The organism is Acidimangrovimonas pyrenivorans (genome assembly GCF_042643245.1).
In the GTDB taxonomy this organism is placed as follows: domain Bacteria; phylum Pseudomonadota; class Alphaproteobacteria; order Rhodobacterales; family Rhodobacteraceae; genus Acidimangrovimonas; species Acidimangrovimonas pyrenivorans.
The window spans coordinates 101153-125030 of the sequence record NZ_JBHRSK010000008.1 but is presented as its reverse complement, the minus strand read 5'-3'; the positions used below and the strand labels follow the sequence as shown (position 1 = coordinate 125030).

Annotated in this window: 27 protein-coding genes; 14 read left to right on the top strand and 13 right to left on the bottom strand. The window is 67.4% G+C overall.

What is annotated here, in order from left to right; all coding sequences use genetic code 11:
* Positions 1 to 80 precede the first annotated feature (80 nt).
* Positions 81 to 968: a LysR family transcriptional regulator gene (locus tag ACFOES_RS12905; protein WP_377833705.1), complete on the bottom strand. Its 888-nt coding sequence runs from the start codon at positions 966 to 968 to the stop codon at positions 81 to 83.
* A gap of 134 nt (positions 969 to 1102) precedes the next feature.
* Between ACFOES_RS12905 and ACFOES_RS12900 the strand changes: the two genes are divergently transcribed.
* From ACFOES_RS12900 to uvrC, 5 genes are all read left to right on the top strand, one after another.
* The gene (locus ACFOES_RS12900; protein ID WP_377833704.1) at positions 1103 to 1900 is read left to right on the top strand and encodes a S49 family peptidase; all 798 of its coding nucleotides are present in this window, start codon (positions 1103 to 1105) and stop codon (positions 1898 to 1900) included.
* Position 1901: 1 nt separating this feature from the next.
* Positions 1902 to 2081: a hypothetical protein gene (locus tag ACFOES_RS12895; RefSeq protein WP_377833703.1), complete on the top strand. Its 180-nt coding sequence runs from the start codon at positions 1902 to 1904 to the stop codon at positions 2079 to 2081.
* Between the two features lie 4 nt (positions 2082 to 2085).
* Complete coding sequence (locus ACFOES_RS12890) at positions 2086 to 3069, top strand: calcium/sodium antiporter (RefSeq protein ID WP_377833702.1); 984 nt, start codon at positions 2086 to 2088, stop codon at positions 3067 to 3069.
* A 10-nt stretch (positions 3070 to 3079) separates the two neighbouring features.
* Positions 3080 to 3865 carry an SDR family oxidoreductase gene (locus ACFOES_RS12885; RefSeq protein ID WP_377833701.1) on the top strand — a complete coding sequence of 262 codons (786 nt, stop codon included), beginning with the start codon at positions 3080 to 3082 and terminating at the stop codon, positions 3863 to 3865.
* A gap of 303 nt (positions 3866 to 4168) precedes the next feature.
* Positions 4169 to 6055, top strand: coding sequence for an excinuclease ABC subunit UvrC (uvrC, locus tag ACFOES_RS12880; RefSeq protein WP_377833700.1), 1887 nt, complete (start codon positions 4169 to 4171; stop codon positions 6053 to 6055).
* A gap of 215 nt (positions 6056 to 6270) precedes the next feature.
* Here uvrC and ACFOES_RS12875 read toward each other — a convergent pair whose 3' ends face one another.
* Genes ACFOES_RS12875 through ACFOES_RS12865 form a run of 3 tightly spaced genes read right to left on the bottom strand, consistent with a single transcriptional unit; the run spans position 6271 to position 9841 of the window.
* Positions 6271 to 7686 (bottom strand): sensor histidine kinase, encoded by a 1416-nt coding sequence (locus ACFOES_RS12875; protein WP_377833699.1) that lies wholly within the window; start codon positions 7684 to 7686, stop codon positions 6271 to 6273.
* Between the two features lie 14 nt (positions 7687 to 7700).
* On the bottom strand, positions 7701 to 9116 hold the full coding sequence (locus tag ACFOES_RS12870) for a dihydrolipoyl dehydrogenase family protein (protein ID WP_377833698.1): 1416 nt from the start codon (positions 9114 to 9116) through the stop codon (positions 7701 to 7703).
* Positions 9116 to 9841 carry a TVP38/TMEM64 family protein gene (locus ACFOES_RS12865; RefSeq protein WP_377833697.1) on the bottom strand — a complete coding sequence of 242 codons (726 nt, stop codon included), beginning with the start codon at positions 9839 to 9841 and terminating at the stop codon, positions 9116 to 9118. The genes ACFOES_RS12870 and ACFOES_RS12865 overlap by 1 nt, the downstream gene beginning before the upstream one ends.
* Positions 9842 to 10092: 251 nt before the next feature.
* Here ACFOES_RS12865 and rpmH point away from each other — a divergent pair, with 251 nt between their 5' ends.
* The 7 genes from rpmH to yihA all read left to right on the top strand — a co-directional run bounded on the left by rpmH (position 10093) and on the right by yihA (position 15413).
* A complete protein-coding gene (gene rpmH / locus ACFOES_RS12860; RefSeq protein ID WP_377833696.1) occupies positions 10093 to 10227 on the top strand; it encodes a 50S ribosomal protein L34 in 135 nt (44 codons plus the stop codon).
* Between the two features lie 23 nt (positions 10228 to 10250).
* The gene (gene rnpA / locus ACFOES_RS12855) at positions 10251 to 10733 is read left to right on the top strand and encodes a ribonuclease P protein component (protein WP_377833695.1); all 483 of its coding nucleotides are present in this window, start codon (positions 10251 to 10253) and stop codon (positions 10731 to 10733) included.
* The gene (gene yidD, locus ACFOES_RS12850; protein ID WP_377833694.1) at positions 10730 to 10996 is read left to right on the top strand and encodes a membrane protein insertion efficiency factor YidD; all 267 of its coding nucleotides are present in this window, start codon (positions 10730 to 10732) and stop codon (positions 10994 to 10996) included. The genes rnpA and yidD overlap by 4 nt, the downstream gene beginning before the upstream one ends.
* Before the next feature lie 61 nt (positions 10997 to 11057).
* Positions 11058 to 11936, top strand: coding sequence for a tRNA 2-thiocytidine(32) synthetase TtcA (ttcA, locus tag ACFOES_RS12845; protein ID WP_377833693.1), 879 nt, complete (start codon positions 11058 to 11060; stop codon positions 11934 to 11936).
* Positions 11937 to 12178: 242 nt separating this feature from the next.
* Positions 12179 to 14017, top strand: coding sequence for a membrane protein insertase YidC (gene yidC, locus ACFOES_RS12840; protein ID WP_377833692.1), 1839 nt, complete (start codon positions 12179 to 12181; stop codon positions 14015 to 14017).
* Positions 14014 to 14763, top strand: a complete 750-nt coding sequence (locus ACFOES_RS12835; protein WP_377833691.1) for an MOSC domain-containing protein — start codon at positions 14014 to 14016, stop codon at positions 14761 to 14763. The genes yidC and ACFOES_RS12835 overlap by 4 nt, the downstream gene beginning before the upstream one ends.
* Positions 14760 to 15413, top strand: coding sequence for a ribosome biogenesis GTP-binding protein YihA/YsxC (yihA, locus tag ACFOES_RS12830; RefSeq protein WP_377833690.1), 654 nt, complete (start codon positions 14760 to 14762; stop codon positions 15411 to 15413). The genes ACFOES_RS12835 and yihA overlap by 4 nt, the downstream gene beginning before the upstream one ends.
* Before the next feature lie 197 nt (positions 15414 to 15610).
* Here the strand turns inward: yihA and ACFOES_RS12825 are convergent, their stop codons facing one another.
* From ACFOES_RS12825 to ACFOES_RS12805, 5 genes are all read right to left on the bottom strand, one after another.
* Positions 15611 to 16168: a F0F1 ATP synthase subunit B gene (locus ACFOES_RS12825; RefSeq protein ID WP_377833689.1), complete on the bottom strand. Its 558-nt coding sequence runs from the start codon at positions 16166 to 16168 to the stop codon at positions 15611 to 15613.
* Between the two features lie 4 nt (positions 16169 to 16172).
* The gene (locus ACFOES_RS12820; protein ID WP_377833688.1) at positions 16173 to 16715 is read right to left on the bottom strand and encodes a F0F1 ATP synthase subunit B'; all 543 of its coding nucleotides are present in this window, start codon (positions 16713 to 16715) and stop codon (positions 16173 to 16175) included.
* 77 nt (positions 16716 to 16792) lie between these two features.
* A complete protein-coding gene (locus ACFOES_RS12815; protein WP_377833687.1) occupies positions 16793 to 17032 on the bottom strand; it encodes a F0F1 ATP synthase subunit C in 240 nt (79 codons plus the stop codon).
* A 44-nt stretch (positions 17033 to 17076) separates the two neighbouring features.
* Complete coding sequence (locus ACFOES_RS12810; protein WP_377833686.1) at positions 17077 to 17823, bottom strand: F0F1 ATP synthase subunit A; 747 nt, start codon at positions 17821 to 17823, stop codon at positions 17077 to 17079.
* Between the two features lie 3 nt (positions 17824 to 17826).
* Complete coding sequence (locus ACFOES_RS12805) at positions 17827 to 18159, bottom strand: AtpZ/AtpI family protein (protein ID WP_377833685.1); 333 nt, start codon at positions 18157 to 18159, stop codon at positions 17827 to 17829.
* A gap of 226 nt (positions 18160 to 18385) precedes the next feature.
* On the opposite strand from ACFOES_RS12805, the gene ACFOES_RS12800 reads away from it, so the two are divergent.
* The gene (locus tag ACFOES_RS12800) at positions 18386 to 18757 is read left to right on the top strand and encodes an ArsR/SmtB family transcription factor (RefSeq protein WP_377833684.1); all 372 of its coding nucleotides are present in this window, start codon (positions 18386 to 18388) and stop codon (positions 18755 to 18757) included.
* 171 nt (positions 18758 to 18928) lie between these two features.
* Here ACFOES_RS12800 and ACFOES_RS12795 read toward each other — a convergent pair whose 3' ends face one another.
* Both ACFOES_RS12795 and ACFOES_RS12790 read right to left on the bottom strand, forming a co-directional pair.
* On the bottom strand, positions 18929 to 20659 hold the full coding sequence (locus ACFOES_RS12795) for an IS1/IS1595 family N-terminal zinc-binding domain-containing protein (RefSeq protein ID WP_377833683.1): 1731 nt from the start codon (positions 20657 to 20659) through the stop codon (positions 18929 to 18931).
* Positions 20660 to 20810: 151 nt separating this feature from the next.
* Positions 20811 to 21581 carry a DUF1013 domain-containing protein gene (locus ACFOES_RS12790; protein ID WP_377833682.1) on the bottom strand — a complete coding sequence of 257 codons (771 nt, stop codon included), beginning with the start codon at positions 21579 to 21581 and terminating at the stop codon, positions 20811 to 20813.
* Positions 21582 to 21716: 135 nt separating this feature from the next.
* Between ACFOES_RS12790 and ACFOES_RS12785 the strand changes: the two genes are divergently transcribed.
* Positions 21717 to 22370, top strand: a complete 654-nt coding sequence (locus ACFOES_RS12785) for a ribonuclease T2 family protein (RefSeq protein WP_377833681.1) — start codon at positions 21717 to 21719, stop codon at positions 22368 to 22370.
* Between the two features lie 3 nt (positions 22371 to 22373).
* Here ACFOES_RS12785 and ACFOES_RS12780 read toward each other — a convergent pair whose 3' ends face one another.
* Together ACFOES_RS12780 and ACFOES_RS12775 are read right to left on the bottom strand one after the other, a co-directional pair.
* A complete protein-coding gene (locus ACFOES_RS12780; protein WP_377833680.1) occupies positions 22374 to 22826 on the bottom strand; it encodes a SpoIIAA family protein in 453 nt (150 codons plus the stop codon).
* 53 nt (positions 22827 to 22879) lie between these two features.
* Complete coding sequence (locus tag ACFOES_RS12775) at positions 22880 to 23869, bottom strand: NAD(P)H-quinone oxidoreductase (RefSeq protein ID WP_377833679.1); 990 nt, start codon at positions 23867 to 23869, stop codon at positions 22880 to 22882.
* Between the last annotated feature and the right edge of the window lie 9 nt (positions 23870 to 23878).

Sequence of the window (23878 nt, the reverse complement as noted above, 5' to 3'; positions counted from 1 at the left end):
TTTGCCGCAGGTTCTAGGAAGAACGATAGGCAAATCAATATCGAGTTCTCGTCAATCGATAGACGACGTCTATTGATTTGCTAGTTTATCTCGGAGATTCGCGTCGCCTCGTCCAAAAGCGCCGCAAGAATGGGCGTATGCGGCTCGCGCCAGGCCGCGATCAGGCCGACGAGGTGATGCGCGTCGGGATCGGTGATCGGAATTGCCCGCAGCCCGTTGCCTTCGGCGAACAGCTCGGCCAGCTTGACCGGCACGATGCTGGCCCAGCGGCCGGTCATGACATGCGCCAGCAGCACGATCACCGAATTCGATTCGACCGGTGGCAATACCGTCGCCCCGGCATCGGTCAGGTGCTGGTTGATGATCCGCCGGTTCTGCATGTCCTCGGTCAGCAGGCAGAGCGGCAATTGCCCGGCCTCGTCCCAGCGCACCGCGTCGCGGTCCGACAGCTCCATCCCCGGCCGCACCAGCAGCCGGTAGCCCTCGGAATAAAGCGGCACGGTGGTGACGCGCCCCAGCGGCTCGTTGTCGAGATAGGAAATCCCGGCATCGAGCTCGAGCGCCTCGATCTCTTCGAGAATTTCCATCGAGTTGCGCGACAGGATCGAGAAGCCGACATTGGGATGGCGCAGGGTGAAACGGGCAGTCAAGTTGGCGACCATCGGCAGCGCCGTCGGGATCACGCCGATCCGCACCACTCCCGACAGGCCAGAGCGCGCCGCCCGCATCTCTTCCTTCATCGTCCGGGCGTCGCCGACGATGCGCCGGGACCATTCCAGCACCCGCAGCCCTTCCGGCGTCAGCCCCTGGAAGCGCGAGCCGCGCCAGACCAGCTGCACGCCGAGCTGGTCCTCGAGCTGCTTGATCGCGCTCGACAGGGTCGGCTGGGTGACGCCGCAGACCTCGGCGGCGCGGCCGAAATGGCGTTCGGCCGCCAGTGCCATGAACATCTCAAGCTTGTCGATCATCCGCCCCGATCACTCCGCCGGCATCCCCGCTTCGCCCCCTTCTGCATCGCACCAATCAGGCAGGGCGGCAACAATCGCGGCACCGGCGGCGTCCGCGCCTTGTTCCGGGGTCCGGGCCACTCTACATCGGAGCCATGACATTCCGGCTCCCCTTTCTCAACAGGCACCCGACCGTCGCCGTCCTGCGCCTGCAGGGCATGATCGCCGCGGGCGGCCGCGCGGGCGTGCTGAACGACGCCAGCCTCGCCCCGCTGATCGAGCGCGCCTTCCGCAAGGGCAAGCCCGCCGCCGTGGCGCTGCAGATCAACTCACCCGGCGGCTCTCCGGTACAATCGGCGCTGATCGCCGCCCGCATCCGCCGGCTGGCCGAGGAGAAAGGCATCCCGGTCCACGCCTTCGTCGAGGATCTCGCCGCCTCGGGCGGCTACTGGTTGGCGACGGCGGCCGACGACATCTGGGCCGATACCAGTTCGGTGCTGGGCTCGATCGGGGTGATCTCGTCCAGCTTCGGCCTGCACGACTTCCTCGCCCGCCACGGGATCGAGCGCCGGGTCCATACCGCCGGCACCTCGAAAAGCTTCATGGACCCGTTCCTGCCGGAAAAGCCCGAGGACGTCGCCCGGCTGAAAGAGCTTCAGGAACCGATCCACGCCGCCTTCATCGAACAGGTCAAGGCGCGGCGCGGCGGCAGGCTGGCCGAGGGCGACCTGTATGACGGCAGCTTCTGGGTCGGGCAGAAGGCGGTCGAGCTGGGGCTGGCCGACGGTATCGCGCATATGGTGCCCAAGCTGAAAGAGCTTTACGGCGACAAGGTGCGGCTGCGGCCCTACGCCCCGCGCCGCGGCCTCTTGCGCCGCTTCGGCGCTCAGGCGATCGGCGGCGCGCTGGCCGAGGTCGAGGAGCGCAGTCTGCTGGCGCGCTACGGGCTATGACATGATCAAGTTCGTCACCTTCTTCCTGATCGGCATGCTGGTGCTGGGAATGTTCGGCCGGCTCAAGGTGCCGGGCACCCGCGGCCGCAAGTTGTCCAAGCCGGGCAAATGCCCGCGCTGCGGCCGCTACAGTATCGGCCCCGGCAAATGCGAATGCGGCAGCGGGCGGCGGAAGGGCTGACGGCGTGACGCTTGATCTTCTTTTCCTGGTCGGCGGACTGATCGTTCTGGTGCTGGCCGGGGATGCTCTGGTACGTGGCGCGGTGAACCTGAGCCTGCGGCTGGGCATCCCGTCTCTGATCGTCGGGCTGACGGTCGTCGCCTTCGGAACCTCGGCGCCCGAGCTGCTGGTCTCGGTCAAGGCGGTGCTCGACCACGCCCCCGGCATCGCGCTCGGCAATGTCGTCGGCTCAAACATCGCCAACATCCTGCTGGTGCTGGGCCTGCCGGCGATGATCTCGACCATCCACGCCAGCAACGGCGAGACCCGGCGCAGCTTCCTGACCATGCTGGCTGCGACGGTGCTGTTCATGGCGGTCGCTTTCGCCGGCCCGATCCGGGCGCCGCACGCGCTGATCCTGCTGGCCGGGCTGGGGCTGATGCTATGGGACAGCTACCGCAGCGCCCGCGCCCATCGCCGAGCCCTGGCCGAGGCCGCCGGCGAAACCGAGGAGGAGGCGGAAGAAGAGGAAAGAGCCGAGCTGGAAGGCGCCGATCCGGGCATGCCGGGCTGGCAGATCGCCGTGTTCCTTGCCCTCGGCCTGATCGGCCTGCCGCTGGGCGCCGACCTGCTGGTCGACGGCGCGGTCGGGATCGCCCGGATCCTGGGTGTCAGCGAGACGGTCATCGGCCTGACCCTGGTCGCCATCGGCACCTCGCTGCCCGAACTGGCAACCTGCGTCACTGCCGCGCTGCGGCGCCAGACCGACGTGGTGATGGGCAACGTGATCGGCTCGAACATCTTCAACCTGCTGGGCATCATCGGCGTCGCCGGACTTGTCGGGCCGCTGCCGGTCCCCGCGCAGATGCTGCATTTCGACCTCTGGGCGATGCTTGCCGCCTCGCTCGTGCTCGCCCCCATCGTCCTCTATCAACGCGACATCACCCGGCTCTGGGGCTTTGCCCTGCTCGCCGCCTATGTTCTGTTCATCGCCGCGATCGTGAGCTGAGGAGGACGGGATGCAGGAACGGGCATTGGTGACAGGGGCGGGCCAGCGGCTGGGCCGGGCAATGGCCCTGGCCATCGGCCGCCGCGGCCATGACGTCGCGGTCCATTACGCCGGTTCGGCCGAGGCCGCCGAGGAAGTGGTGCAGGAGATCCGCGCCATGGGCCGGCAGGCCGTCGCCGTGCAGGCCGACCTGCTGATCGAGGCGGAGAGCGCGGCGCTGGTCGGTCGCGCCGCCGAGGCGCTTGGCGGGCCGCTGAGCCTGCTGGTCAACAACGCCTCGATCTTCGAGCCCGACACGCTCGAGACCGCGACCCGCGAAAGCTGGGACCGGCATATCGAATCCAACCTGCGGGCCCCCTTCGTGCTGACCCAGGCCTTCGCCGCCCAGGCCCCCGCGCCCGGCCGCGACGCGGCCGGAGAGCCGGTCGCCCGCGCCCTGGTCGTCAACATGATCGACCAGCGGGTGCGCAAGCCCAGCCCCGACTTCATGTCCTACACCATCGCCAAGATGGGGCTGTGGGCGCTGACACGCACCGCGGCCCAGGGACTCGCCCCATGCGTGCGCGTCAACGCCATCGGCCCGGGTCCGACCCTGCGCAGCCAGCACCAGAGTGAGACCCAGTTCGCCCGCCAGCGCGCCAGCACCATCCTGGGCCGCGGCGCCAGCCCCGAGGAAATCACCGCGACGCTGGGCTATTTCCTCGATGCGCCAGGGGTCACGGGCCAGCTGATCTGCGTCGACGGCGGCCAGCACCTGGCCTGGCAGACTGCCGACAATATCGGGCTGGAGGCGTGATCGCGACCTCTGCGGCGCGGCGTGCCGGGCCAGTTGTCCACGCGGTCACGAAGCGTCATGCAATCGTTAGAAATCTGTTAGGTTTATCAGGCCTTTGTCGAGGCGACAAAAAAGTCCTGTTTGAAAACAGCACGTTACTGAGGCGCCTATTTTTTGGGCAAACACCGGAACCCGCCTAAAACCAAAGGGAAAATCGCGCTTCCCAAAAGTTTCCACCAGACTTATCCACAGAAATCGTGGACAGGTTTCCTCTTGAGATCGACGGCGTAAGATTGCAGCCCGCCGGGGAATCACGACCGAGACATGACCGAACCGACACCGACAGATCACCAGGACGAAAAAGCGCCGCTTACGGGTCACAGTCTGATCCAGTCCTACCTGAAGACGCTTGACACCTCGCCCGGCGTCTACCGGATGCTGAACGCCCAATCCGAGGTGCTTTACGTCGGCAAGGCGCGCAACCTAAAGGCGCGGGTGTCGAACTATGCCAGGGGCAGCGGTCATTCGGCGCGGATCGCGCGGATGATCCGCGAGACTGCCTCGATGATGTTCCTGACGACGCGGACCGAGACCGAGGCGCTGCTGCTTGAACAGAACCTGATCAAGCAGCTCAAGCCGCGCTACAACGTGCTGCTGCGCGACGACAAGTCCTTCCCCAACATCCTGATCAGCCGCGAACACCGCTTTCCCCAGATCAAGAAGCATCGCGGCAAGCGGACCGAGAAGGGCAGCTATTTCGGCCCCTTCGCCTCGGCCGACGCGGTCAACCGAACGCTCAACCAGCTCCAGCGCGTCTTCCTGCTGCGCAACTGCTCCGACGCCACTTTCGAAAGCCGGACCCGGCCCTGCCTGCTCTACCAGATCAAGCGCTGCTCGGCCCCCTGCGTCGGCTATATCTCGGAACAGGACTACAATGCCCTGATCGAGGATGCCGAGCGTTTCCTCGAGGGCAAGAGCACCGCGGTCCAGGCCCATCTGGCCAAGGAGATGGCGGCGGCCTCGGAGGCGCTGGAATTCGAGCGCGCGGCGGCGCTGCGCGACCGGATCAAGGCGCTGACCCAGGTCCAGAGCGCCCAGGGCATCAACCCGCGCGGCGTCGCCGAGGCCGATGTCATCGCCGTCCATGCCGAGGGCGGGCAGGCCTGCGTCCAGGTCTTCTTCATCCGCGCCCACCAGAGCTGGGGCAACCGCGACTTCTACCCGCGCACCGGCGCCGGAGCCGGCGAGGCCGAGATCCTCGAAGCCTTCCTCGCCCAGTTCTACGACGACAAGGTGCCGCCGCGGCAGATCCTGCTCAGCCACCCGATCGAGGATGCCGACCTGACCGCCGAGCTGCTGTCGGAACGCGCCGGTCGCAAGGTGGTGGTGGCGGTGCCGCGCCGGGGCGAGAAGGCCGAGATCGTCGAGAATGCCGCCCGCAACGCCCGCGAGAGCCTGGCCCGCAAGATGGCCGAGAGCGCCAGCCAGGCGCGGCTGCTGGCCGGGCTGGCCGAGGCCTTCGACCTGCCGGCGCCGCCGAAACGGATCGAGGTCTACGACAACTCGCATATCCAGGGGACGAACGCGGTTGGCGGGATGATCGTCGCCGGGGCCGAGGGGTTCCTGAAAAGCCAGTACCGCAAGTTCAACATCAAGGGCACCGAGATCACGCCCGGTGACGATTTCGGCATGATGAAGGAGGTGCTGACCCGCCGCTTCCAGCGCCTGCTGAAGGAAGACCCGGAGCGGCAGACCGAGGCCTGGCCCGACCTGCTCCTGATCGACGGCGGCGCCGGGCAGGTCTCGGCGGTGGCGGAGATCCTGGCCGACCTCGGCGTCGACGACATCGCCATGGTCGGCGTCGCCAAGGGCATCGACCGCGACGCCGGCAAGGAGGAGTTCCACCGCCCCGGCCAGCGCCCCTTCGCCCTGCGCCACAACGACCCGGTGCTCTACTTCGTCCAGCGGCTGCGCGACGAGGCCCACCGCTTCGCCATCGGCACCCACCGCGCCAAGCGCGCCAAGGCGGTGTCGCTGACGCCGCTGGACGACATCCCCGGCGTCGGCGCCGCCCGCAAGCGCGCCCTGCTGACCCATTTCGGCTCCGCCAAGGCGGTCAGCCGCGCCGGGCTGTCCGACCTGCAGGCGGTCGAGGGGATTTCCGACGCGATGGCGCAGAAGGTCTACGACTACTTCCACGACCGGGGGTGACGGGCTACTCGTCCGGAGCGCCTCACTTTGATCGCTCGATCCGCCCGGTGCTTACGCCGGGCGCGTGCCCTCTGAACGAAGCGCGACCGCCACGCAGAATGCGGACAAGGCCGGCGGATAGATGCCCAGAATCACACTGGCGGGCCGAACCGTCCGAACTTTTCTCGGCAGGTGACAAACGCGCACCGGCCAGCTGTCACCGATCCGCCCATCTCTCACCCCGCCGCCGTTTCTGCCGCGGCGATCATCTTCGGCAACCGGATCAGGAACTCCGTCCCGTCCTCGTCGCTGCGCGCCAGTTCCAGCTTGCCGCCATGGCCGCGCACCAGTTCGGCCGCGATGGCGAGGCCGAGACCGATCCCGCCCTTGCGCGCGCCGCCCTGGAACGGGGTGAACAGGTGCTCGCGCGCCTTGGGCGGCAGGCCCGGCCCGGTATCGCCGACCCGGATCCACCACGCGCTCTCGTCCTCGCCGGCGCCGATCTCGATCGTGCCGGGCTTGCCGGTCGCCAGGATCGCCTGCCGGGCGTTGCGGACGAGGTTCGACAGCACCCGGTGCAATTGCTCGCTATCGGCGCGGATGATCAGCCCGGCGGGCACATCGGCGATATAGCTCAGCGCACCGGTATCCTCGGCGGCCAGCTGTTCGCCCTCGATCACGTCCTCGACCAGGTCGCGCAGCGCGAAGCGGGTCAGCATCGGCGGCGGCTCCTGCGCCTTGCCGAAGGCCAGCGTGCCCTCGCACAGGTTCACCGCCCGGCCGATCGAGCCCATCAGCTTGGGCGCGGCGCGCTTCACCGCCGGGTCCTGGCTCTCCTCCATCCGGTCGGCGAAGAGCTGCGCCGTGGTCAGGATGTTGCGCAGGTCGTGGCTGATCTTGGCCACCGCCCCGCCCAGCTGCGCCAGCCGCTCCTTCTGCCGCAGCGCCCCGGTCAGCTGGGTCTGCAGCGACTGCAATGCGTCCTCGGCCTCGCGCAGCTCGATCACCGAGGCGGAGGGCGCGATCACCCTGCGGGCATCCTCGGGGGCCTCGGCATAGGCGGTCATGTGATGGACCAGTTGCCGGATCGGCAGCACCAGTAGCCGCCGCACCGCGAAGAACAGCAACAGCGCCGTCATCACCGAGATCACCGCCGACAGTGCCAGGATGCGCAACCCGTAATCGATCATCGCCTTGCGCATCGGCCCGGAATTCAGCGTCACCTCGATCTGCTGGCCGGCATCCTGCACCGGGTTGCCGATCACCCGGATCACCCGGTTGTTGGGGTCGAGGAACTCCGCCAGCGCATCGCGCACCAGCTCGACCTGCCCGGCATGACGCAGATCGTAGGTGTGGTAGACGGGCGTCGGGATCGGCGAGGACAGCACCAGCTGGCGCACCGCGTCGCGCCGCAGCACGACGTTGAGTACGCCGGCATTGGCCAGCAGCTCCTTCTCGAGCTGGGGCGAGACCATGCCGTCATTGGCCAGGGTCGCCAGCGAGGCGATCTGCGCCCGTTCGAGACGCAGCAGCAGGTAGTCGTCGCGATAGCGCGCGATCGAGGGCACGAAGATCAACACCTCGGCCAGCATGACGAACAGGGTCGTCAGGATCAGGAAGCGACCGGAGAGAGTGTTCAGAAACATCGACACGCCTTTGTCGGGCTTCACGGAAGGCGCCGCTGCACCAGCCGCACCACCCGCTTGACCAGAGCACTATCAAAAAGCCTTGGGGAAAAATAGGCACCTGCGGCGCGCTTCGAAACCTCAGATTGAGTCGGATATGGCAGGATCATCCCGGCGATAGCGGAAAGTTTATCGCGCCGTGAAAGCGCCAGCGCCCAGAGGCCGATCAACTCGCCCGCCCCGGCGCCGGCGATTCCCGCGCCGACGGGCCGGCCGCGACGGACGATCACCTTTGCCAGCCCCTCGGTCCGGCCCTCGGCCAGCGCCCGGTCGTTGGCGGCGAAAGGCGCGCGCAGCACCTCGATGCCGTCGCCGTAACGGGCGCGGGCCTCGGCTTCGGTCAGCCCGACCTGGGCCAGTTCCGGATCGGCATAGGTGACGCGCGGGACATGGTCGTCGCGCAGCCGCGCCGGCAGCGCGAAGAGCATCGGCCGCAGGATCAGCCCGGCGTGATAGCCCGCGAGATGGGTGAAGGCGCCGCGCCCGGCGACATCGCCGATGGCGTAGACCCGGCGGTTGGTCGTCCGCAGGTCGCGCCCGGTCTTCACCGCGCCGGTCTCGGTGGCGATGCCGGCGGCCTCGAGCCCCAGCCCCGCGATCGCCGGCTGGCGCCCGACCGCGACCAGCAGGTGCGAGCCGGAAATCGCCCGGCCGCTCTCGGTCACCAGTTCCAGCGCCCCGGCCTGGCCGCGAACTTCCGTCGCCCTGGCGCCCTCGACAATCTCGACGCCCTCTTGCCGCAGGTTCTCCAGCACCGCCGCCGCCAGCTCCGGGTCCTCGCGCCCCAGCGCCCGGGCAGCCTCGACCACGGTCACACCGGCGCCGAGCCGACGGAAGGCCTGGGCCAGCTCGATCCCGATCGGGCCGCCGCCCAGCACCAGCAGATGCGCGGGCAGCTCGCTCAGCTCGAAGACGGTCTCGTTGGTCAGGTAGGGGACGCCGTCCAGCCCCGGGATCGGCGGCACCAGCGGGCGGGATCCGGTGGCGAGGACGAAGCGCCGGGCCGTCACGCGGGTTCCCCCAGCCTCGACGGTGTCCGGCCCGGTGAAGCGGGCGAAGTCCCGCAATACGGTCACGCCCAGCCCCTCGAACCGCTGCTGGCTGTCATGCGGGGCGATGGCGGCGATGGTCGTCTTCACATGGGCCATGACGGCGGCGAAATCGACCTGCGGTTCGGTCCCGGCGACACCGAGCCCGCCTTCGCGCGTGGCCTGCGCCCGCCCGGCCGCCGCGATCAGCGCCTTGGAGGGCACACAGCCCGTGTTCAGGCAGTCGCCGCCCATCTCGCCGGCCTCGATCAGGACCACCCTGGCGCCCATCTGCGCCGCCCCGGCCGCCACCGACAGCCCGCCCGAGCCGGCGCCGATGACGCAGATATCCGCCCGGAACGCGCGCATCACCGCGCCCTCCGCCACAATCGCAACAGCATCGGCAGCGCCGCCAGCGCGATCAGCGCCAGCAGCGGCGCGAGGATTTGCGGCTCGAACAGCACTCCGAGGTCGGGCGCCGCGTCGCGGGCGAAGACATCGCCCAGCCCGGCCCCGACCCAGGTATAGACCAGCCCGCCGGGGATGATGCCGAGGAAGGTCGTCACCGCGAAGCGCCCGGTGCGCACGCCGAGGAAGGCCGGCACCAGGTTGGCCAGCACGAAGGGCACCGCCGGCACCAGCCGCATCAGGAACAGGAACGACAGCTCGTTTTCATGGATGCCGGCACTGATCCGGCGGGCGATGCCGCCGCCCCGGTCCAGCCGCGCCGCCAGCTCCGCGCCGAAGCCGCGCCGGGCGGCGAGGAAGATCAGCACCGCCCCGAGCGTCGCCGAGGCGACGTTGAACACCACGCCGGGAAACAGCCCGAACAGGAAGCCGCCGGTGAGCGTCGCCACCGTCGCTCCGGGCAGCGAGAGGGCGACAATGGCGACATAGCCCGCGATGAAGGCCAGTACCGCCGGCACATAGTGGGAATCGCGGAAGGCCATCAGCCGGGCATGGTTGTCGCGCAGCGCCTCGAAGCTAAGCGTGTCGCGCAGGACGATCGTGCCGGCCACCGCGACCAGCGCGATCACCAGGATCGGCAGGCGGCGCGCGAAGCCGCGCTTGCTGGGATCGGGTTCGGTCGACATCTCTCTTCTCGGGTTCTCCGGGGGCACAGGATGCCCCGGATCGCTCCGCGCTGGATAGCGGCTCTGCGCGACCTTGATAAGATCGCGCGACGCTGTCACCCCGGCGCCCCGCCCCGAGCCCGCTTTTCTTGCGCAAAAACCACCCGTCGCGCGTTGACTTGGCGCCGCCGCCTGCGTAAAGGACGGGCTTCGAACATGCGCGGCCCTCGAATCCCCGGATTCGGGCTGCAAACCTGACGGAGCGCCTCGCGATGAAACGCACCTACCAACCCTCGAACCTGGTCCGCAAGCGGCGCCATGGCTTCCGCGCCCGGATGGCGACTGTCGCCGGCCGCAAGATCCTGAACGCCCGCCGCGCCAAGGGCCGCAAGAAACTCTCGGCCTGAGGCCGACGACCGGGTCCACGACCTTGACACCGCCGATGCAGACCTCCGGGGCAGGCGCACGCGCCGAGACCGAGGGGGAAGCCTCGGCGGTTTCGTCATGTCCGCCCCTCACCGTTCTGGCCAAGCGCGCCGATTTCCTGCGCGCCGCCAATGCCCGGCGCCAGGGTGCGCCCGGCTTCCTGCTGCAGGCCCGGCGCCGCGGTGAAGGCGAGGCCGAAGGCATCCGCGTCGGCTACACCTGTTCGAAGAAGATCGGCAACGCGGTGACCCGCAACCGCGCCAAGCGCCGGCTGCGCGAGGTCGCCCGCGCGGTGCTGCCCGAGAAAGGCCGTCCCGACTGGGACTACGTGCTGGTCGGCCGCCCCGAGGCCACCGTGTCGCGGCCCTTCGACCAACTGCTGGACGACCTGCGCACCGCGCTCGACCGCATCCACAGCGACAATCACGTCAACAAGCCCCGCAAACCCCGGCCCGGCGGCAAGCCGAAGGAGGCGCGCGCGTCATGAGCCCGCTTGCCCGCCTCGTCGCCCTGCCCGTCCATGCCTACCGGCTGCTCCTCAGCCCCTGGGTCGGCCATGGCTGCCGCTACCAGCCGACCTGCTCGGTCTACGCCCTCGAGGCGCTGGAAAAGCACGGCGCGCTCAAGGGGAGCTGGCTGGCGATCCGCCGCATCGGCCGCTGCCATCCCTGGGGCGGCTCGGGCTACGACCCGGTGCCGGGCACCGATCCCGAGCACGACGCCTGCCAGCACGACCATCACCACCCTTGAGCGGCTAGGCAAAGCCGCCCCGCTCTGGCATACCCGCGCCAGTCCAGCCCGAGGCCCCCGCATGCTCGACGACTCAGACATCCACAAGCTCTTCGCCGGCGCCCCGGCGACGACCGAGTTCAAGAAGCTGCGCAAGCGGCTGGTGCGCGAGGTCCGCGAGGCGATCGAGACCTACGGCATGATCGAGCGCGGGGCGAAATGGCTGGTCTGCCTGTCGGGCGGCAAGGACAGCTATACCCTGCTCGCCGTGCTGCACGAGCTGCAATGGCGCGGGCTGCTGCCGGTCGAATTGCTGGCCTGCAACCTCGACCAGGGCCAGCCCGGCTTTCCGGCCACCGTGCTGCCCGAGTTCCTCGAACGGATGGGCGTGCCGCACCGGATCGAATACCAGGACACCTATTCGGTGGTGAAGGAGAAGGTGCCGCAGGGCCGGACCTATTGCGCCCTGTGCTCGCGCCTGCGCCGCGGCAACCTCTACCGCATCGCGCGCGAGGAAGGCTGTTCGGCGGTGGTGCTGGGCCATCACCGCGACGACATCCTCGAAACCTTCTTCATGAACCTGTTCCACGGCGGCCGGCTGGCGACGATGCCGCCCAAGCTGGTCAACGAGGAGGGCGACCTGTTCGTCTACCGCCCGCTCGCCTTCGTCGCCGAGGCGGATTGCGAGAAATTCGCCCGGTCGATGAACTACCCGATCATCCCCTGCGATCTCTGCGGCAGCCAGGACGGGCTCCAGCGCCAGCAGGTCAAGCAGATCCTCGACCAGTGGGAGGCGCGCAGTCCCGGCCGGCGCCAGGTCATGTTCCGGGCGTTGATGAACGTGCGGCCGTCGCACCTGGCCGACCCCAACCTGTTCGACTTCGCCGGGCTGATGCGCGGCGAGATGCCCGGCGACACCGACTCGGCGCCGCCTCCGCCACGCCTGACCGACGGCGACTGAAGGCGCCCCTCGGCCCCGCCGTGCCCGACCGGTTGCGGCTTCCCCTCGGGGAATCAGGTGATCGAGCGATCGCAGCGCCCTCGCCCCCTGCCCGCTGCACGCCGGCTTCCGCCCCGCATCGCGACCCCGAGGCCGAGACAATCCCGCACGGCGCCGCGAGATCCGGCGAAACCGCTTGACCTTTGGGCCTCAGGTCTGTTGAACCACGGCTGACCTTCGGACAGGACAGGTGCCTTCCCCTTATGGACGATCAGAACAAGAACCTCATCCTCGCGACGGCGCTCAGCCTGCTGGTGATCCTGGTCTGGTTCTGGCTCTTCCCGCCGGCAGAGCCCACAACCGACCAGAGCCCGACCACCGGCCAGGCGACGCAGACGACCGACGCACAGGGCAGCACGGCCACCCCGCCCGCAGCCGCCACCCCAAGCGCCGCGGGCGCCAGCACCGCCGCCGCACCGGCCGCCAGTGCCTCGGCCACCGCCGCCGCCGACCTGCCGCGCCTCAAGATCGACACGCCCAAGCTGAAGGGCTCGATCTCGCTGCTCGGCGGCCGGATCGACGATCTGCTGCTCAAGGATTACCGCGAGTCGGTCGACAAGAACTCGCCGCTGGTGCGGCTGCTCAGCCCGGTCGGCAAGGACCAGACCTTCTACGCGGTCTATGGCTGGGCGCCGGGCGGCACGCTGACCTATGACGACGTGCCCGGCGCCAACACCGTCTGGACCGCGCCCAAGGATGCCGTCCTGACCCCCTCCCACCCGGTCACCCTGAGCTGGGACAATGGCAAGGGGCTGATCTTCAGCCGCACCCTGTCGGTCGACGACAACTACATGTTCACGGTCAAGCAGGCGGTGAAGAACACCACCGGGCAACCGGTGCGGCTGGCCTCCTACGGCATCGTCGCTCGCCACGGCAAACCGCCGGGGCGCGCCTATTACCTGCTGTTCGAGGGCGCCTACCAGATGGCCGACGGCAAGCTGAAAGAGCTGTCGTGGAAGAACCTGACCAAGCTCGACGCGGTGCCGGGCGAAGGCGCCCATGCCGAGCTGCAGAAGGACATCACTTCGGGCTGGACCGGCATCACCTCGAAATACTTCATGACCACGCTGATCCCGCAGCAGGGCGCCAAGGTCACCCAGGCGGCGAAATACAACGCCGACAGCGACATCTACCAGGTCGGCGTCCGCGACGCCGCGGTGACGGTCGCCCCGGGCGCCAGCGCCGAGACCAGCTCGCGCCTGTTCGCCGGCGCCAAGGTCTATGACGTGCTGCAGACCTACCAGAACAAGGACGGCGTGCCGCGCTTCGTCGACGCGATCGACTGGGGCTGGTTCTTCTTCTTCACCAAGCCGATCTTCTGGGTGCTGCACAACCTGCACGGCCTGATCGGCAACATGGGCGTGGCGATCATCTGCCTGACCATCTTCCTCAAGATCCTGGTCTTCCCGCTGGCCTACAAGTCCTACGTCTCGATGGCGCGGATGAAGGAGCTGCAGCCGGAGATCGAGAAGCTCAAGGAACGGGCCGGCGACGACAAGGGCGCGCTGCAGAAGGAGATGATGCAGCTCTACAAGGAGAAGAAGGTCAACCCGGCCGCCGGCTGTCTGCCGATCTTCATCCAGATCCCGATCTTCTTCTCGCTCTACAAGGTGATCTACGTCACCATCGAGCTGCGCCAGGCGCCGTTCATCGGCTGGATCCGCGACCTGTCGCTGCCCGATCCGTCGTCGCTGTTCAACCTGTTCGGCCTCCTGCCCTGGCCGGCGCCGGAACACGGCACCATGCTGGCCTCGGTCTTCATCGGGCTGATGCCGATCCTGCTGGGCATCTCGATGTGGCTGCAGCAGAAGCTGAACCCGGCCCCGGCCGACGCGACCCAGAAGATGATCTTCGCCTGGATGCCCTGGGTGTTCATGTTCATGCTGGGCAGCTTCCCCTCGGGGCTGGTGCTGTACTGGATCACCAACAACACCATCACCTTCACCCAGCAGTACATCATCATGCGCAGCCACGGGCACAAGCCGGACGTCTTCGGCAACATCGTCTCCAGCTTCAGGCGCGGCAAGGCGGAGCAGAAATGAGCGGCACGCTCGCCCATATCTTCCGCCACCCGATCAAGGCACACGGACGCGAGGCTCTCGCGTCCGTTGTGCTTTCGGCGGGGGCCTGCCTGCCCTGGGACCGGCACTGGGCGGTGGCGCATGAGGCGGCGAAGCTGCCCGCGCCGATGGGCTGGGCGAGATGCGTCAACTTCAGCCGCGGCGCCAAGGCGCCGCAACTGATGGCCATCGCCGCCACCCTGGACGAAACGAGCGGGCGGGTCACCCTGACCCATCCCGATCGCCCCGAGATCAGCTTCGACCCGGAAACCGAGGCCGAGGCCTTCCTGAGCTGGGTCCGGCCGCTGATGCCCGAGGGCCGGGCGCAGTCCACCGCCCTGACCCGCGCGCCGGGCCGCGGCATGACCGACAGCCCCTTCCCTTCCGTCGCGATCCTCAACCTTGCCTCCAACCGGGCGCTGACCGGGCATCTGGGCCAGGAGCTTTCGCTGCACCGCTGGCGCGGCAATCTCTGGATCGACGGCTGGGAACCCTGGGCCGAGTTCGGCCTTGTCGGCCGCGAACTGAAGATCGGCGACGCGGTTCTGAAGGTCGAACAGCGCATCACCCGCTGCAAGGCGACCACCGCCAATCCCGAGACCGGCCATGTGGATGCCGACACGCTTGGCGGCCTCTCGGCCCTGACCGGGGCGCAGGATTTCGGCATCTATGCCACCGTGGTGACGGGCGGCGCGATCGCCCCCGGCCTGACTGTCGAGGTGCTGTGATGGAGCTGCCCTTCCCGCTGGCCGAGGAACCGGACGAGGCATCGCGCGAGCGTGGCCGGCTGCTCTTCGCCGGGCCGGTCGACTTCCTCAAGGGCGTCGTCGCCATGGACGGCCTGCCGCCCGCCGACCGTGTCGAGGTCTGCTTCGCCGGCCGCTCGAATGTCGGCAAGTCGAGCCTGATCAACGCGCTGACCGGCCGCAAGGCGCTGGCCCGGGCCTCGAACACGCCGGGGCGGACGCAGGAGATCAACTTCTTCACCCTCGGCGACGCCCGCTACCTCGTCGACCTGCCCGGCTACGGCTTCGCCCAGGCGCCGGTGGCGGTGGTGGCGAAATGGCAGGCGCTGTTGAAAAGCTACCTCGCCGGCCGCGCCACCCTGCGCCGGGCCTTCGTCCTGATCGACAGCCGCCACGGCGTCAAAGATGTCGACGAGGAGATCATGGGGCTGCTGGACAGCTCGGCCGTCACCTTCCAGGTGGTGATGACCAAGGCCGACAAGATCAGCCTCAAGGAGCGCGAGAAGGTGCTGGGGCAGGTACGCGGCAAGCTGGCCAAGCACCCCGCCGCCTATCCCGAGATCGTCCTGACCTCATCGGAGAAGGGCACGGGCATCGAGACCCTGAGGGCGATCATCTCCGGGCTGGAATAGGCCTCAGCGGCGAGCTGAGGGGCGGTGAGGGACCGTCTCGGCCAAGGCAGCCTGAGGCGCCATTGGAACACGAACCAGAACGCCCGCAAACAAGCTGAAAGCGCCGGGCGAGCGCCGGGCCGTGGGCGGGGCATGTTCCCCAAACGAAAAACCCGGCCTCAGGGGCCGGGTTCCTCGATCTTTCACTGTCCCGCGGCTCAGTGCAGCCGGGTCTCGACCTCCTTGATCGACGAGTCGATCAGGGTGTCGGCGCCTTCCTTGGCCAGTTGCTTGGCCATAACGTCGCCGGCCGCGGCCACCGCCACGGCGACCGCCCGGTCGCGAACCTCGCGCAGGGCGCTCTTCTCGGCCGACTCGATCTGCTCGTCGGCCGCGGCCAGACGGCGCGCGATCGAGGCTTCCAGATCGGCCTTGGCCTGCTCGGCCGCAGCTTCGGCCTCGGCCTTGGCGGTCGCGACGATGCGCTCGGCCTGGGCCTGGACCTCTTTCTGCTTGCGCTCGTAGGAGGCCAGGATGGTCTGGGCCTCCTCGCGCAGCGCCCGCGCCTCGTCCAGGTCCTTGCGGATCTGGTCGGCGCGCTTGTCGAGCATCCCGCCGATCATCCCCGGCACCTTGAAATAGGTCAGGATGCCCAGGAAGATCAGGAAGGAAATCAGAACGATCAAGTTCGGATTGTGCAGCGAGAAGAACGGGCCCTCTTCGGCGGCGAATGCCGGCGAGGCCGCGAGGATGGCAAGAAGGGTAAGCTTTTTCATTGCCTTATCCTTTCAGCCGGGCATTGATCGCCGCCGTGACCGAGCGCGCGTCGGCCTTGCCGCCGAGCACCGAGACGATCTCCTTGGCGGTGTCCTTGGCCACCTCGGTCACGCTTTCAAGCGTGTTTTCCCGGATCTCGGCGATCCGCCGCTCCGATTCCGCCGCCTTGGCGAAGATCTCGGCATCGGCCTTGGCCGTGGCCGCGTCGAGGTCCTGCTGGATCTCGGCCTTGGCCTCGGCGACGATCCGCGCCGCTTCGCTGCGGGCATCGGCCAGCGCCTTGTTATAGGCCTTCTCGGCGTCCAGAGCCTTCATCTTCAGCTCTTCCGCCGCGGCGATGTCGTTGGTGATCGTGCCCTTGCGCTCGGCCAGGACCGACCCGATCCGCGGCAGCGCGACGCGCGTCAGGATCAGGTAGATCGCCACCAGCGCGATCACCAGCCAGAAGATCTGGTTGGCGTAGGTGCTGAAATCGAGCTGCGGCATGGCGGGACCGTGGGCGGCTGCCCCGGCGCCGGCCATCGCGTCATGCGCTTCTGTCGCCATGTCTTCCTCCTGGAACCTTCAAGACGGGACCGGACGGGCCGCCTGGCCCACCCGGTCACATGCAAGGCGTGTCAGGATCAGACCGCGAACATCAGCAGCAGGGCGACCAGGAACGAGAAGATCCCGAGCGCTTCGGCGAAGGCGATGCCGATGAACAGCATGGCGGTCTGGCCACCAGCAGCCGACGGGTTGCGCAGCGCGCCCGACAGGAAGTTGCCGGCAACGAGGCCAACGCCGATGGCCGACACGCCCGAGCCGATACCGGCCAGACCCGCACCGATGTATTTGCCAAGCGCCGCAGCAGCAAGAAGTTCCATGGTTCTCTCCTTTGGAAAAGATAGGTAGGTTTCGGACCCGATCCTTAGTGGGCCGGATGCAGCGCATCCTTCAGGTAGACGCAGGTCAGGATCGTGAAGACATAGGCCTGGACGATCGCCACCATGACCTCGAGGCCATACATGGCGGTGATCGCGACGACCGAGAGCGGCGAGATCAGCGCGACGGCGGCGAAGCCGGCGAAGACCTCCATCACCGCGTGACCGGCCATCATGTTGCCCGCAAGTCGGACGGAGTGGCTGACCGGACGCACGAAGTAGGAAATCACCTCGATGATGGCGAGGATCGGCCGCAGCGGCAGCGGCGCGGCGCTGACCCAAAACAGGCCGAGGAAGCCGACGCCGTGGCGCACGAAGCCGATCGCGGTGACCGAGACGAAGACCAGGATCGCCAGCACGCCGGTGACGGCGAAATGGCTGGTGGTGGCAAAGCTCATCGGGATCAGGCTGAGCGAGTTGGCGAAGACGATGAACATGAAGATCGTCATCACGTAGGGGAAGAACTTGACGCCGTCCTTGCCGGCGACGTCCTCGACCATCTTGTAGACGAAGCCGTAGACCACTTCGCCCAGCGACTGGCCCCGCGACGGGATGATCGCGCGGCCGCGCGAGCCGACGACCAGCAGCAGGAACACGGCCAGGACGGCGACGCCCATCCACAGCGTCACGTTGGTCGGCGTGTACCAGTGGATCTCGGTGCCGCCGAACAGCGGATGCACCTCGAACTGCGCCATCGGATGAAGTGCCAGAGCGCCCGATTCCTGTTCCGCCACGCCTCAGTCCCCTTCGTCTTCGGCGGCCTTCTCTGCCGCCCCTGTTTCCGTATTCAGCTCCGCCGCCGTTCGCAGCATCACCTTGATGCCGGCCGCGAAGCCAAAGAATATGAACAGCACCAGGAACAACGGCATCGTGCCGAAGAGGCTGTCCAGCCCGTACCCGATGCCGAAGCCGATCCCGATGCCGGCCACGAGCTCTGTTATCATGCGCCAGGCGGTCGAGGCCTTGCCCATGTCGGTTGCCGCGGTCGGCTTGGGGGCGGTCGTCTGCTTGGCTTTCGCCAGCCGCTCCTCAAACCGCTGCAGACGCTCTTTTTCGTCGTTTTCGACCATGAAAACACGCCTCGCGGACAGTCGGGCGGAACCTACGGACGGGCCCTCTCCGAGTCAAGCAGTCACGAAGCCGAGAGCGCAATTGTTTTATCACTGCATATCAGAGGGTTAACGCAAGCGCGACAGAGTGCGCGGCGGCCGCGCACCGATCCGGGGCCGGTTTTGCCGCATATGCGATATTCAACCGTATGGTTGACGATCGCACGGCCCGGCGCGACAAGACCTCATGTCCCAGAGCCTCGACGACGTCTTCGCCGCCCTTGCCGACCCGACCCGCCGGGCGATCCTGACGATGTTGCTCGAGGACGACATGGCCGTCACCGACGTCGCCGCGCCCTTTGAGATGTCGCTGGCGGCGATCTCGAAACATCTCGGCATCCTCGCCGGCGCCGGGCTGATCAGCCAAGAGAAACGCGGCAGGGTGAAATGGTGCAAGCTGGAACCCGACGCCCTGCGCGCCGCCTCGGTTTGGATGCAGGGCTTCGGCCAGTTCGAACCGGTCAACCTCGACGCCTTCGAACGCTTCCTGGCGACGGAGCTGGCCGAGATCGAGCGCGACGCGCCCCCGCAGGACGGGCCCGCCCCGGACGCGCCCTGAGCCGCCGCGTCCCCCTTTCACCTGAGTGAAAATATCCCGGGAGGGTCACGCCCGGGCGACGGGGGCAGCGCCCCGCCCTGCAACGCGCAAGGAAAAAGCCCCGACCAAGGCCGGCCAGCCCTTTGCAGTAAATGGTGCAGCCGTCGAGTAATCGGCGGCTGTTCTACTTGATCACTCGAAGAACTCGTTCGCGCGCATCTTGCCCCGGGCGAGCCCGAGCTTCATTGCGGGAGTCTGCTTCGTCGCTGACGATCCCATCCAGTTGTGCGCGAACCGATAGATCTCGATGATCTTCGACATCGTCTCGGGGTTGTAGAGGTAATGCCGATCCCATGCGCGACCGTTGGCGCTCGGCGTATGCGCGGGTCGAGCGGCGAACCTGACGTTTGAACGAACCTTGTGGAAGTAGGCATCGACGCTCCTCAGCGTCGCGAGACGCATCAGGCGAGCACGCCGATCCGGAGCCATGTCTGACCGGTCAGTGAGGATTCGGATGCGGCGGTAAGGTTCGCTCTTCGTGTGGAATGGCCACTCGAACGGCTCGCTGGGCTGGTAGCCACGCAGAAGCCCCTCGATCGCCAAGTCGGTCAGTTCTTCCCGCTCCCTCGGGCTCAGGGCGGCCCAGGACGCCTGGCTCACGCCCGTTGCCGACTCGAGCGCGAGCTTGCCGTCCGTGACCAGCCTGTTCCGCGTGTCGTTGGACTGGTGCTTGTCGAAACGCATGACGATGACATCTGCCCTCTTCTGCTTCACCCAGCCGGCGAAGGCCGAGACGAAGGACAGAGCGAGTCCCGGGTCGGCGTCCAGGACGAAGATGAAACGCTCGTCACCCTTGCCGAGGAAGTGGCGCAGAAGAAACGCGTGGGCGAGCTGCATCACATCCTGGCGCATGAGGGCGCCTCGATGGGGGAGTTGGAGATCCAGATCGACGTCCGGGGCTTCCATCGGGTGGATCTCAACATGCTCAGTGATCTTGTCGAGGTAGGCCTTGAACTCGGTTTCCGACCAGACCCTGGCATGTTTCCGAAACGCTCGGGGACGGGCGAAGTCTCCCGCCTGCATCATCCGGGCTTCGATGTCCGGGAGTTCGATTCCCGGATCGAGGCCGAGGTGTGCGGCCATGATGTAGCCTGTGTTGGCATGCGCCGTGCAGAGGTGTTGCACGGCGATCTGAGCCCGGGTCTTCTTGTTCGGCCAGTTCAGGTGCAGCGTCTGCGAGTCGGTCGCGAACCGTCGGCCCACACGGGTCCAATCGACCCCTTCGAAACTCCCTTCGCGGCGAGCCGTGAGATCGACGACGCGGTCGTGGATGAAGTCGATCTTACGATAGACATCACGCGGGCAGAGCCCGGTGAAATCGCTGATCTTCGAGATCGGCACACCATTGGTGATCATCCAGAGCACCTCGCGGTTCGAGTTGCTTCGATGCTGTCGGCGGATACGCGATCCGAGGGAGAAAGAGGTCAGGCATGACTTACATTTCCAACGCTGCGCGCCCTTCGCGGTGCGCCCGGATTTCCGGTAAAGATCGGAGTGCCGGGTGAGAGGCTTCCCGTGGTTCTCACACGAGGCGTTGGGGCACACATCGCGCGGAGCCTCCGGCTGGAAGCGTCCGCGCAGCCGCCGATATTCCTCCACGACCGCGCCGTTGTTCTTGATGATCGACGACTGACCGCATGCCCCGCATTTGAAAGTCTTCTCGTCGCCCGAACCGATCACCCTCCCACGAGGTAGGTTCGATTTGACTTTTCCGGAAGATTTCCCTCTCTTGTCATAGGGATCAGGTGCTTCTGCGAAGAGATCGCATTGCGGATTCCGGCAGAAGTTGATGTCGATCCCGAAACTTGGGAACGGCAATCTGCGCCGAAGTGCTGGCGAAGATTTCTTCGGCAGAGCAGCCATGATTTTCCTCTCGAAAAACACCACATTTCGCGGTTATCGAGGGATAGATTGGCCAAAATCTGGCCAACCTAAGTTTTTTTGCATCATTTACTGCAAAGGGCTGGCAAGGCCGGGGCTCTGTCTCTTTGGGTCTCGTTGGCGGGGACGGGCCTCAGGCCTTGTCGTCCTCGTCCTCATCCTCGTCGTCGTCGCCATGCGGCAGGTTGAAGAAGCTGTCGGCGTCCGAGAAGTCTGCGGGGTTCGCCTTTTCCTCTTCCTCAGCGTCGTCGCCGGTCAGGCTGAAGGTCTCCAGCCCGGCGATTGCCGAGGGGATCTTGGGCTCGGGCGCCATGCCCAGCGACTGCTCGGTCGAGACCAGCTTGCGGCGCTCGTCATCCGACATCACCACGCCCTCGGCGGCCTTCTTGCGCGCCGCCTGCTGGACAGCGGCGTCCAGCTCGGTCTGCTTGCACAGGCCCAGCGCGACCGGGTCGATCGGCTGCATGTTGGCGATGTTCCAGTGCGTGCGCTCGCGGATCGACTGGATCGTCGGCTTGGTGGTGCCGACCAGCTTGCCGATCTGGCCGTCCGACAGTTCCGGGTGGAACTTGACCAGCCACAGGATCGCGTTCGGCCGGTCCTGGCGCTTCGACAGCGGGGTGTAGCGCGGGCCGCGGCGCTTTTCCTCGCCGGCGGCGGCCGGGTTGTATTTCAGCTTGAGCTTGTAGAGCGGGTCGGCCTCGCCCTTGTCGATCTCGGCCTGGTCGAGCTGGTTGTTGGCGATCGGGTCGAAGCCCTTGACGCCGGCGGCGACGTCGCCATCGGCGATGCCCTGCACCTCGAGCTCGTGCAGCTCGCAGAAATCGGCGATCTGCTTGAAGCTCAGCGTCGTGTTGTCGACCAGCCAGACCGCGGTCGCCTTGGCCATCAGGGGCTTGCTCATCTCAGCCACTCCTTTACAAATCTCTCCCGCGCCGGGAAACGGCTGCGGCCAAGGTGCTTCCTTACGGCCGCCATTCCTCGATTTCGGGGAAGTTACCGGCTATATAGTCGCCTTGCCGTCCAGAGGAAAGAGAAAATGCGCCGCCTGCCTGTCCGGGCCCTGTCAATTCTGCTTGCGGCGCTGGCCCTGGCCGGCCCGGCCGCGGCACGCGGCGAGAAGGCCGGCATCTTCGACTATTACATCCTGTCGCTGTCCTGGCCGCCGAACTGGTGCGCGCTGGAAGGCGATGCCCGGCACGACGACCAATGCGATCCGCGGCACGATTTCTCCTTCACCCTGCACGGGCTATGGCCGCAATACAACCGCGGCTATCCGAGCTACTGCCCCTCGATCCAGCGCCCGCCGTCGCGCGCCCAGACCGCCGCGATGGCCGATGTCATGGGCTCGGGCGGGTTGGCCTGGCACGAGTGGAACAAGCATGGCCGCTGCACCGGCCTCACGGCCGCCGCCTATTACGCCAAGGCGCGGGCGGCCTATGACCGGATCGTCATTCCGCAGGTGTTCCGGCAGCTGAACCGGGCGGTGAAGCTGCCGGCGAAGGTGGTCGAGCAGGCCTTCATCGAGGCCAATCCGGGGCTGACACCGGAGATGATCACCATCACCTGCGACCGTGGCAGGGTCCAGGAGGCGCGGGTCTGCCTGACCCGGGACCTCGAGCCGCGCCCCTGCGAACGCGACGTTTCCCGCGACTGCCGGATGCCCGACGCGCTGATGGACCCGGTGCGCTGAGCCTCACATCTTGTCTTCGAGGGTCGGCAGCTTGCGGTCGGCGGCGACCTCCGGCCCGCCCGCGTCCTCGGGCACGTCTTTCAGCAACCAGGCCTTGGCCACCTCGGTCTCGCCGAGGTGGAACAGGTGGACCGGGCAGCGCATCAGCGGCGCGAACATCCGCACGCCCAGCCGGATCCAGTCGGCATCGGCAACCACCGCGACGCGGGCGAACTCGCCCAGGTGCAGCAGCCCCAGCTTGGCATCGTCGAGCGCGGCCCCGGCCGAGAGCCCCTCGAAATCGCTACCGCAGACATAGAGCAGCTTGACCTTGCCCTCTTTCTTGATCCGCGCCTCGACCAGCGGGATCAGGACGTCCTCGTAATCCTGGCGCGAGATATGGCCGTGGGCCGAGATCGCCACCACGTCCTCGGGGTAGCCTTCGAGAACCTCGAAGCTGCCGTCCTCTGTGCTCATCCCGGTCTCCTTTCCTGCGGTTCGCGTGGCACCGGCGGCCGGGGGCCGGCCGGTCAGGCCACCTTCATCACGATCTTGCCGATATGGCCCGGACTTTCCAACCTTTCATGCGCCGCGGCGGCCTGGTCGAGGGGGAATTCGGAATCAATGACCGGGCCGACGGCACCTGCCGACAAAAGCGGCCAGATCTGCGCTTCCAGCCCCTCGGCAATGCGCGCCTTGGCCAGGTCGGATTGCGGCCGCAGGGTCGAGCCGGTGATGGTCAGCCGCCGCACCATGAGCTCGGCGAAGTTCAGCTCGGCCTTGGGACCGGTCAGGAAGGCGATCTGCACCAGCCGGCCGTCATCGGCCAGCGCCTTGACGTTGCGCGGGATATAGCTGCCGCCGACCATGTCGAGGATCAGGTCGGCGCCGCCCTCGGCCTTCATCACCGCGACGAAATCCTCGTCGCGGTAGTTGATCGCCCGCTCGGCGCCGAGCTGGACGCAGGCGGCGCATTTCTCGGCCGAGCCGGCGGTGGCGAAGACACGGGCGCCGAAGGCCTTGGCCAGCTGGATCGCCGTCGTGCCGATGCCGGAAGAGCCGCCATGGACCAGGAACCGCTCCCCGCCCGTCAGCCCGCCGCGCATGAAGACGTTGGTCCAGACGGTGAAATAGGTCTCGGGCAGGCAGGCGGCGGATTTCAGGTCCATGCCGTTGGGCAGCGGCAGGGCATGCGCCGCCGGCGTCACCACGTATTCGGCATAGCCGCCGCCCGGCAGCAGGGCGCAGACCGCATCGCCAACCGCCCAGCGGTCGACATCCGGCCCGACCGCCGCCACCCGGCCCGAGGCCTCGAGCCCCGGCAGCGGCGAGGCGGTCGGCGGCGGCGCGTAGCTGCCGGCGCGTTGCAGGGCGTCGGGGCGGTTGACCCCGGCATAGGCGACCTCGATCAGGATCTGGCCGGGGCCGGGCTGCGGCACCGGCTGCTCGCCGATCTGCAGCACCTCGGGGCCGCCGGGCCGGGTGATTTCCACCGCGCGCATGGTCTTGGGCAGGGTCATCGGATGTCC

Coding starts and splice junctions, on each gene's coding strand:
- uvrC (WP_377833700.1), top strand. CDS start 4,169: ATGACCGAACCGACACCGACAGATCACCAGGACGAAAAAGCGCCGCTT.
- ACFOES_RS12795 (WP_377833683.1), bottom strand. CDS start 20,659: ATGGCTGCTCTGCCGAAGAAATCTTCGCCAGCACTTCGGCGCAGATTG.
- ACFOES_RS12905 (WP_377833705.1), bottom strand. CDS start 968: ATGATCGACAAGCTTGAGATGTTCATGGCACTGGCGGCCGAACGCCAT.
- ACFOES_RS12785 (WP_377833681.1), top strand. CDS start 21,717: ATGCGCCGCCTGCCTGTCCGGGCCCTGTCAATTCTGCTTGCGGCGCTG.
- ACFOES_RS12780 (WP_377833680.1), bottom strand. CDS start 22,826: ATGAGCACAGAGGACGGCAGCTTCGAGGTTCTCGAAGGCTACCCCGAG.
- ACFOES_RS12835 (WP_377833691.1), top strand. CDS start 14,014: ATGAGCGGCACGCTCGCCCATATCTTCCGCCACCCGATCAAGGCACAC.
- ACFOES_RS12825 (WP_377833689.1), bottom strand. CDS start 16,168: ATGAAAAAGCTTACCCTTCTTGCCATCCTCGCGGCCTCGCCGGCATTC.
- ACFOES_RS12900 (WP_377833704.1), top strand. CDS start 1,103: ATGACATTCCGGCTCCCCTTTCTCAACAGGCACCCGACCGTCGCCGTC.
- rpmH (WP_377833696.1), top strand. CDS start 10,093: ATGAAACGCACCTACCAACCCTCGAACCTGGTCCGCAAGCGGCGCCAT.
- ACFOES_RS12790 (WP_377833682.1), bottom strand. CDS start 21,581: ATGAGCAAGCCCCTGATGGCCAAGGCGACCGCGGTCTGGCTGGTCGAC.
- ttcA (WP_377833693.1), top strand. CDS start 11,058: ATGCTCGACGACTCAGACATCCACAAGCTCTTCGCCGGCGCCCCGGCG.
- ACFOES_RS12820 (WP_377833688.1), bottom strand. CDS start 16,715: ATGGCGACAGAAGCGCATGACGCGATGGCCGGCGCCGGGGCAGCCGCC.
- ACFOES_RS12870 (WP_377833698.1), bottom strand. CDS start 9,116: ATGCGCGCGTTCCGGGCGGATATCTGCGTCATCGGCGCCGGCTCGGGC.
- ACFOES_RS12800 (WP_377833684.1), top strand. CDS start 18,386: ATGTCCCAGAGCCTCGACGACGTCTTCGCCGCCCTTGCCGACCCGACC.
- yidD (WP_377833694.1), top strand. CDS start 10,730: ATGAGCCCGCTTGCCCGCCTCGTCGCCCTGCCCGTCCATGCCTACCGG.
- yidC (WP_377833692.1), top strand. CDS start 12,179: ATGGACGATCAGAACAAGAACCTCATCCTCGCGACGGCGCTCAGCCTG.
- ACFOES_RS12805 (WP_377833685.1), bottom strand. CDS start 18,159: ATGGTCGAAAACGACGAAAAAGAGCGTCTGCAGCGGTTTGAGGAGCGG.
- ACFOES_RS12885 (WP_377833701.1), top strand. CDS start 3,080: ATGCAGGAACGGGCATTGGTGACAGGGGCGGGCCAGCGGCTGGGCCGG.
- ACFOES_RS12775 (WP_377833679.1), bottom strand. CDS start 23,869: ATGACCCTGCCCAAGACCATGCGCGCGGTGGAAATCACCCGGCCCGGC.
- ACFOES_RS12865 (WP_377833697.1), bottom strand. CDS start 9,841: ATGTCGACCGAACCCGATCCCAGCAAGCGCGGCTTCGCGCGCCGCCTG.
- ACFOES_RS12815 (WP_377833687.1), bottom strand. CDS start 17,032: ATGGAACTTCTTGCTGCTGCGGCGCTTGGCAAATACATCGGTGCGGGT.
- ACFOES_RS12895 (WP_377833703.1), top strand. CDS start 1,902: ATGATCAAGTTCGTCACCTTCTTCCTGATCGGCATGCTGGTGCTGGGA.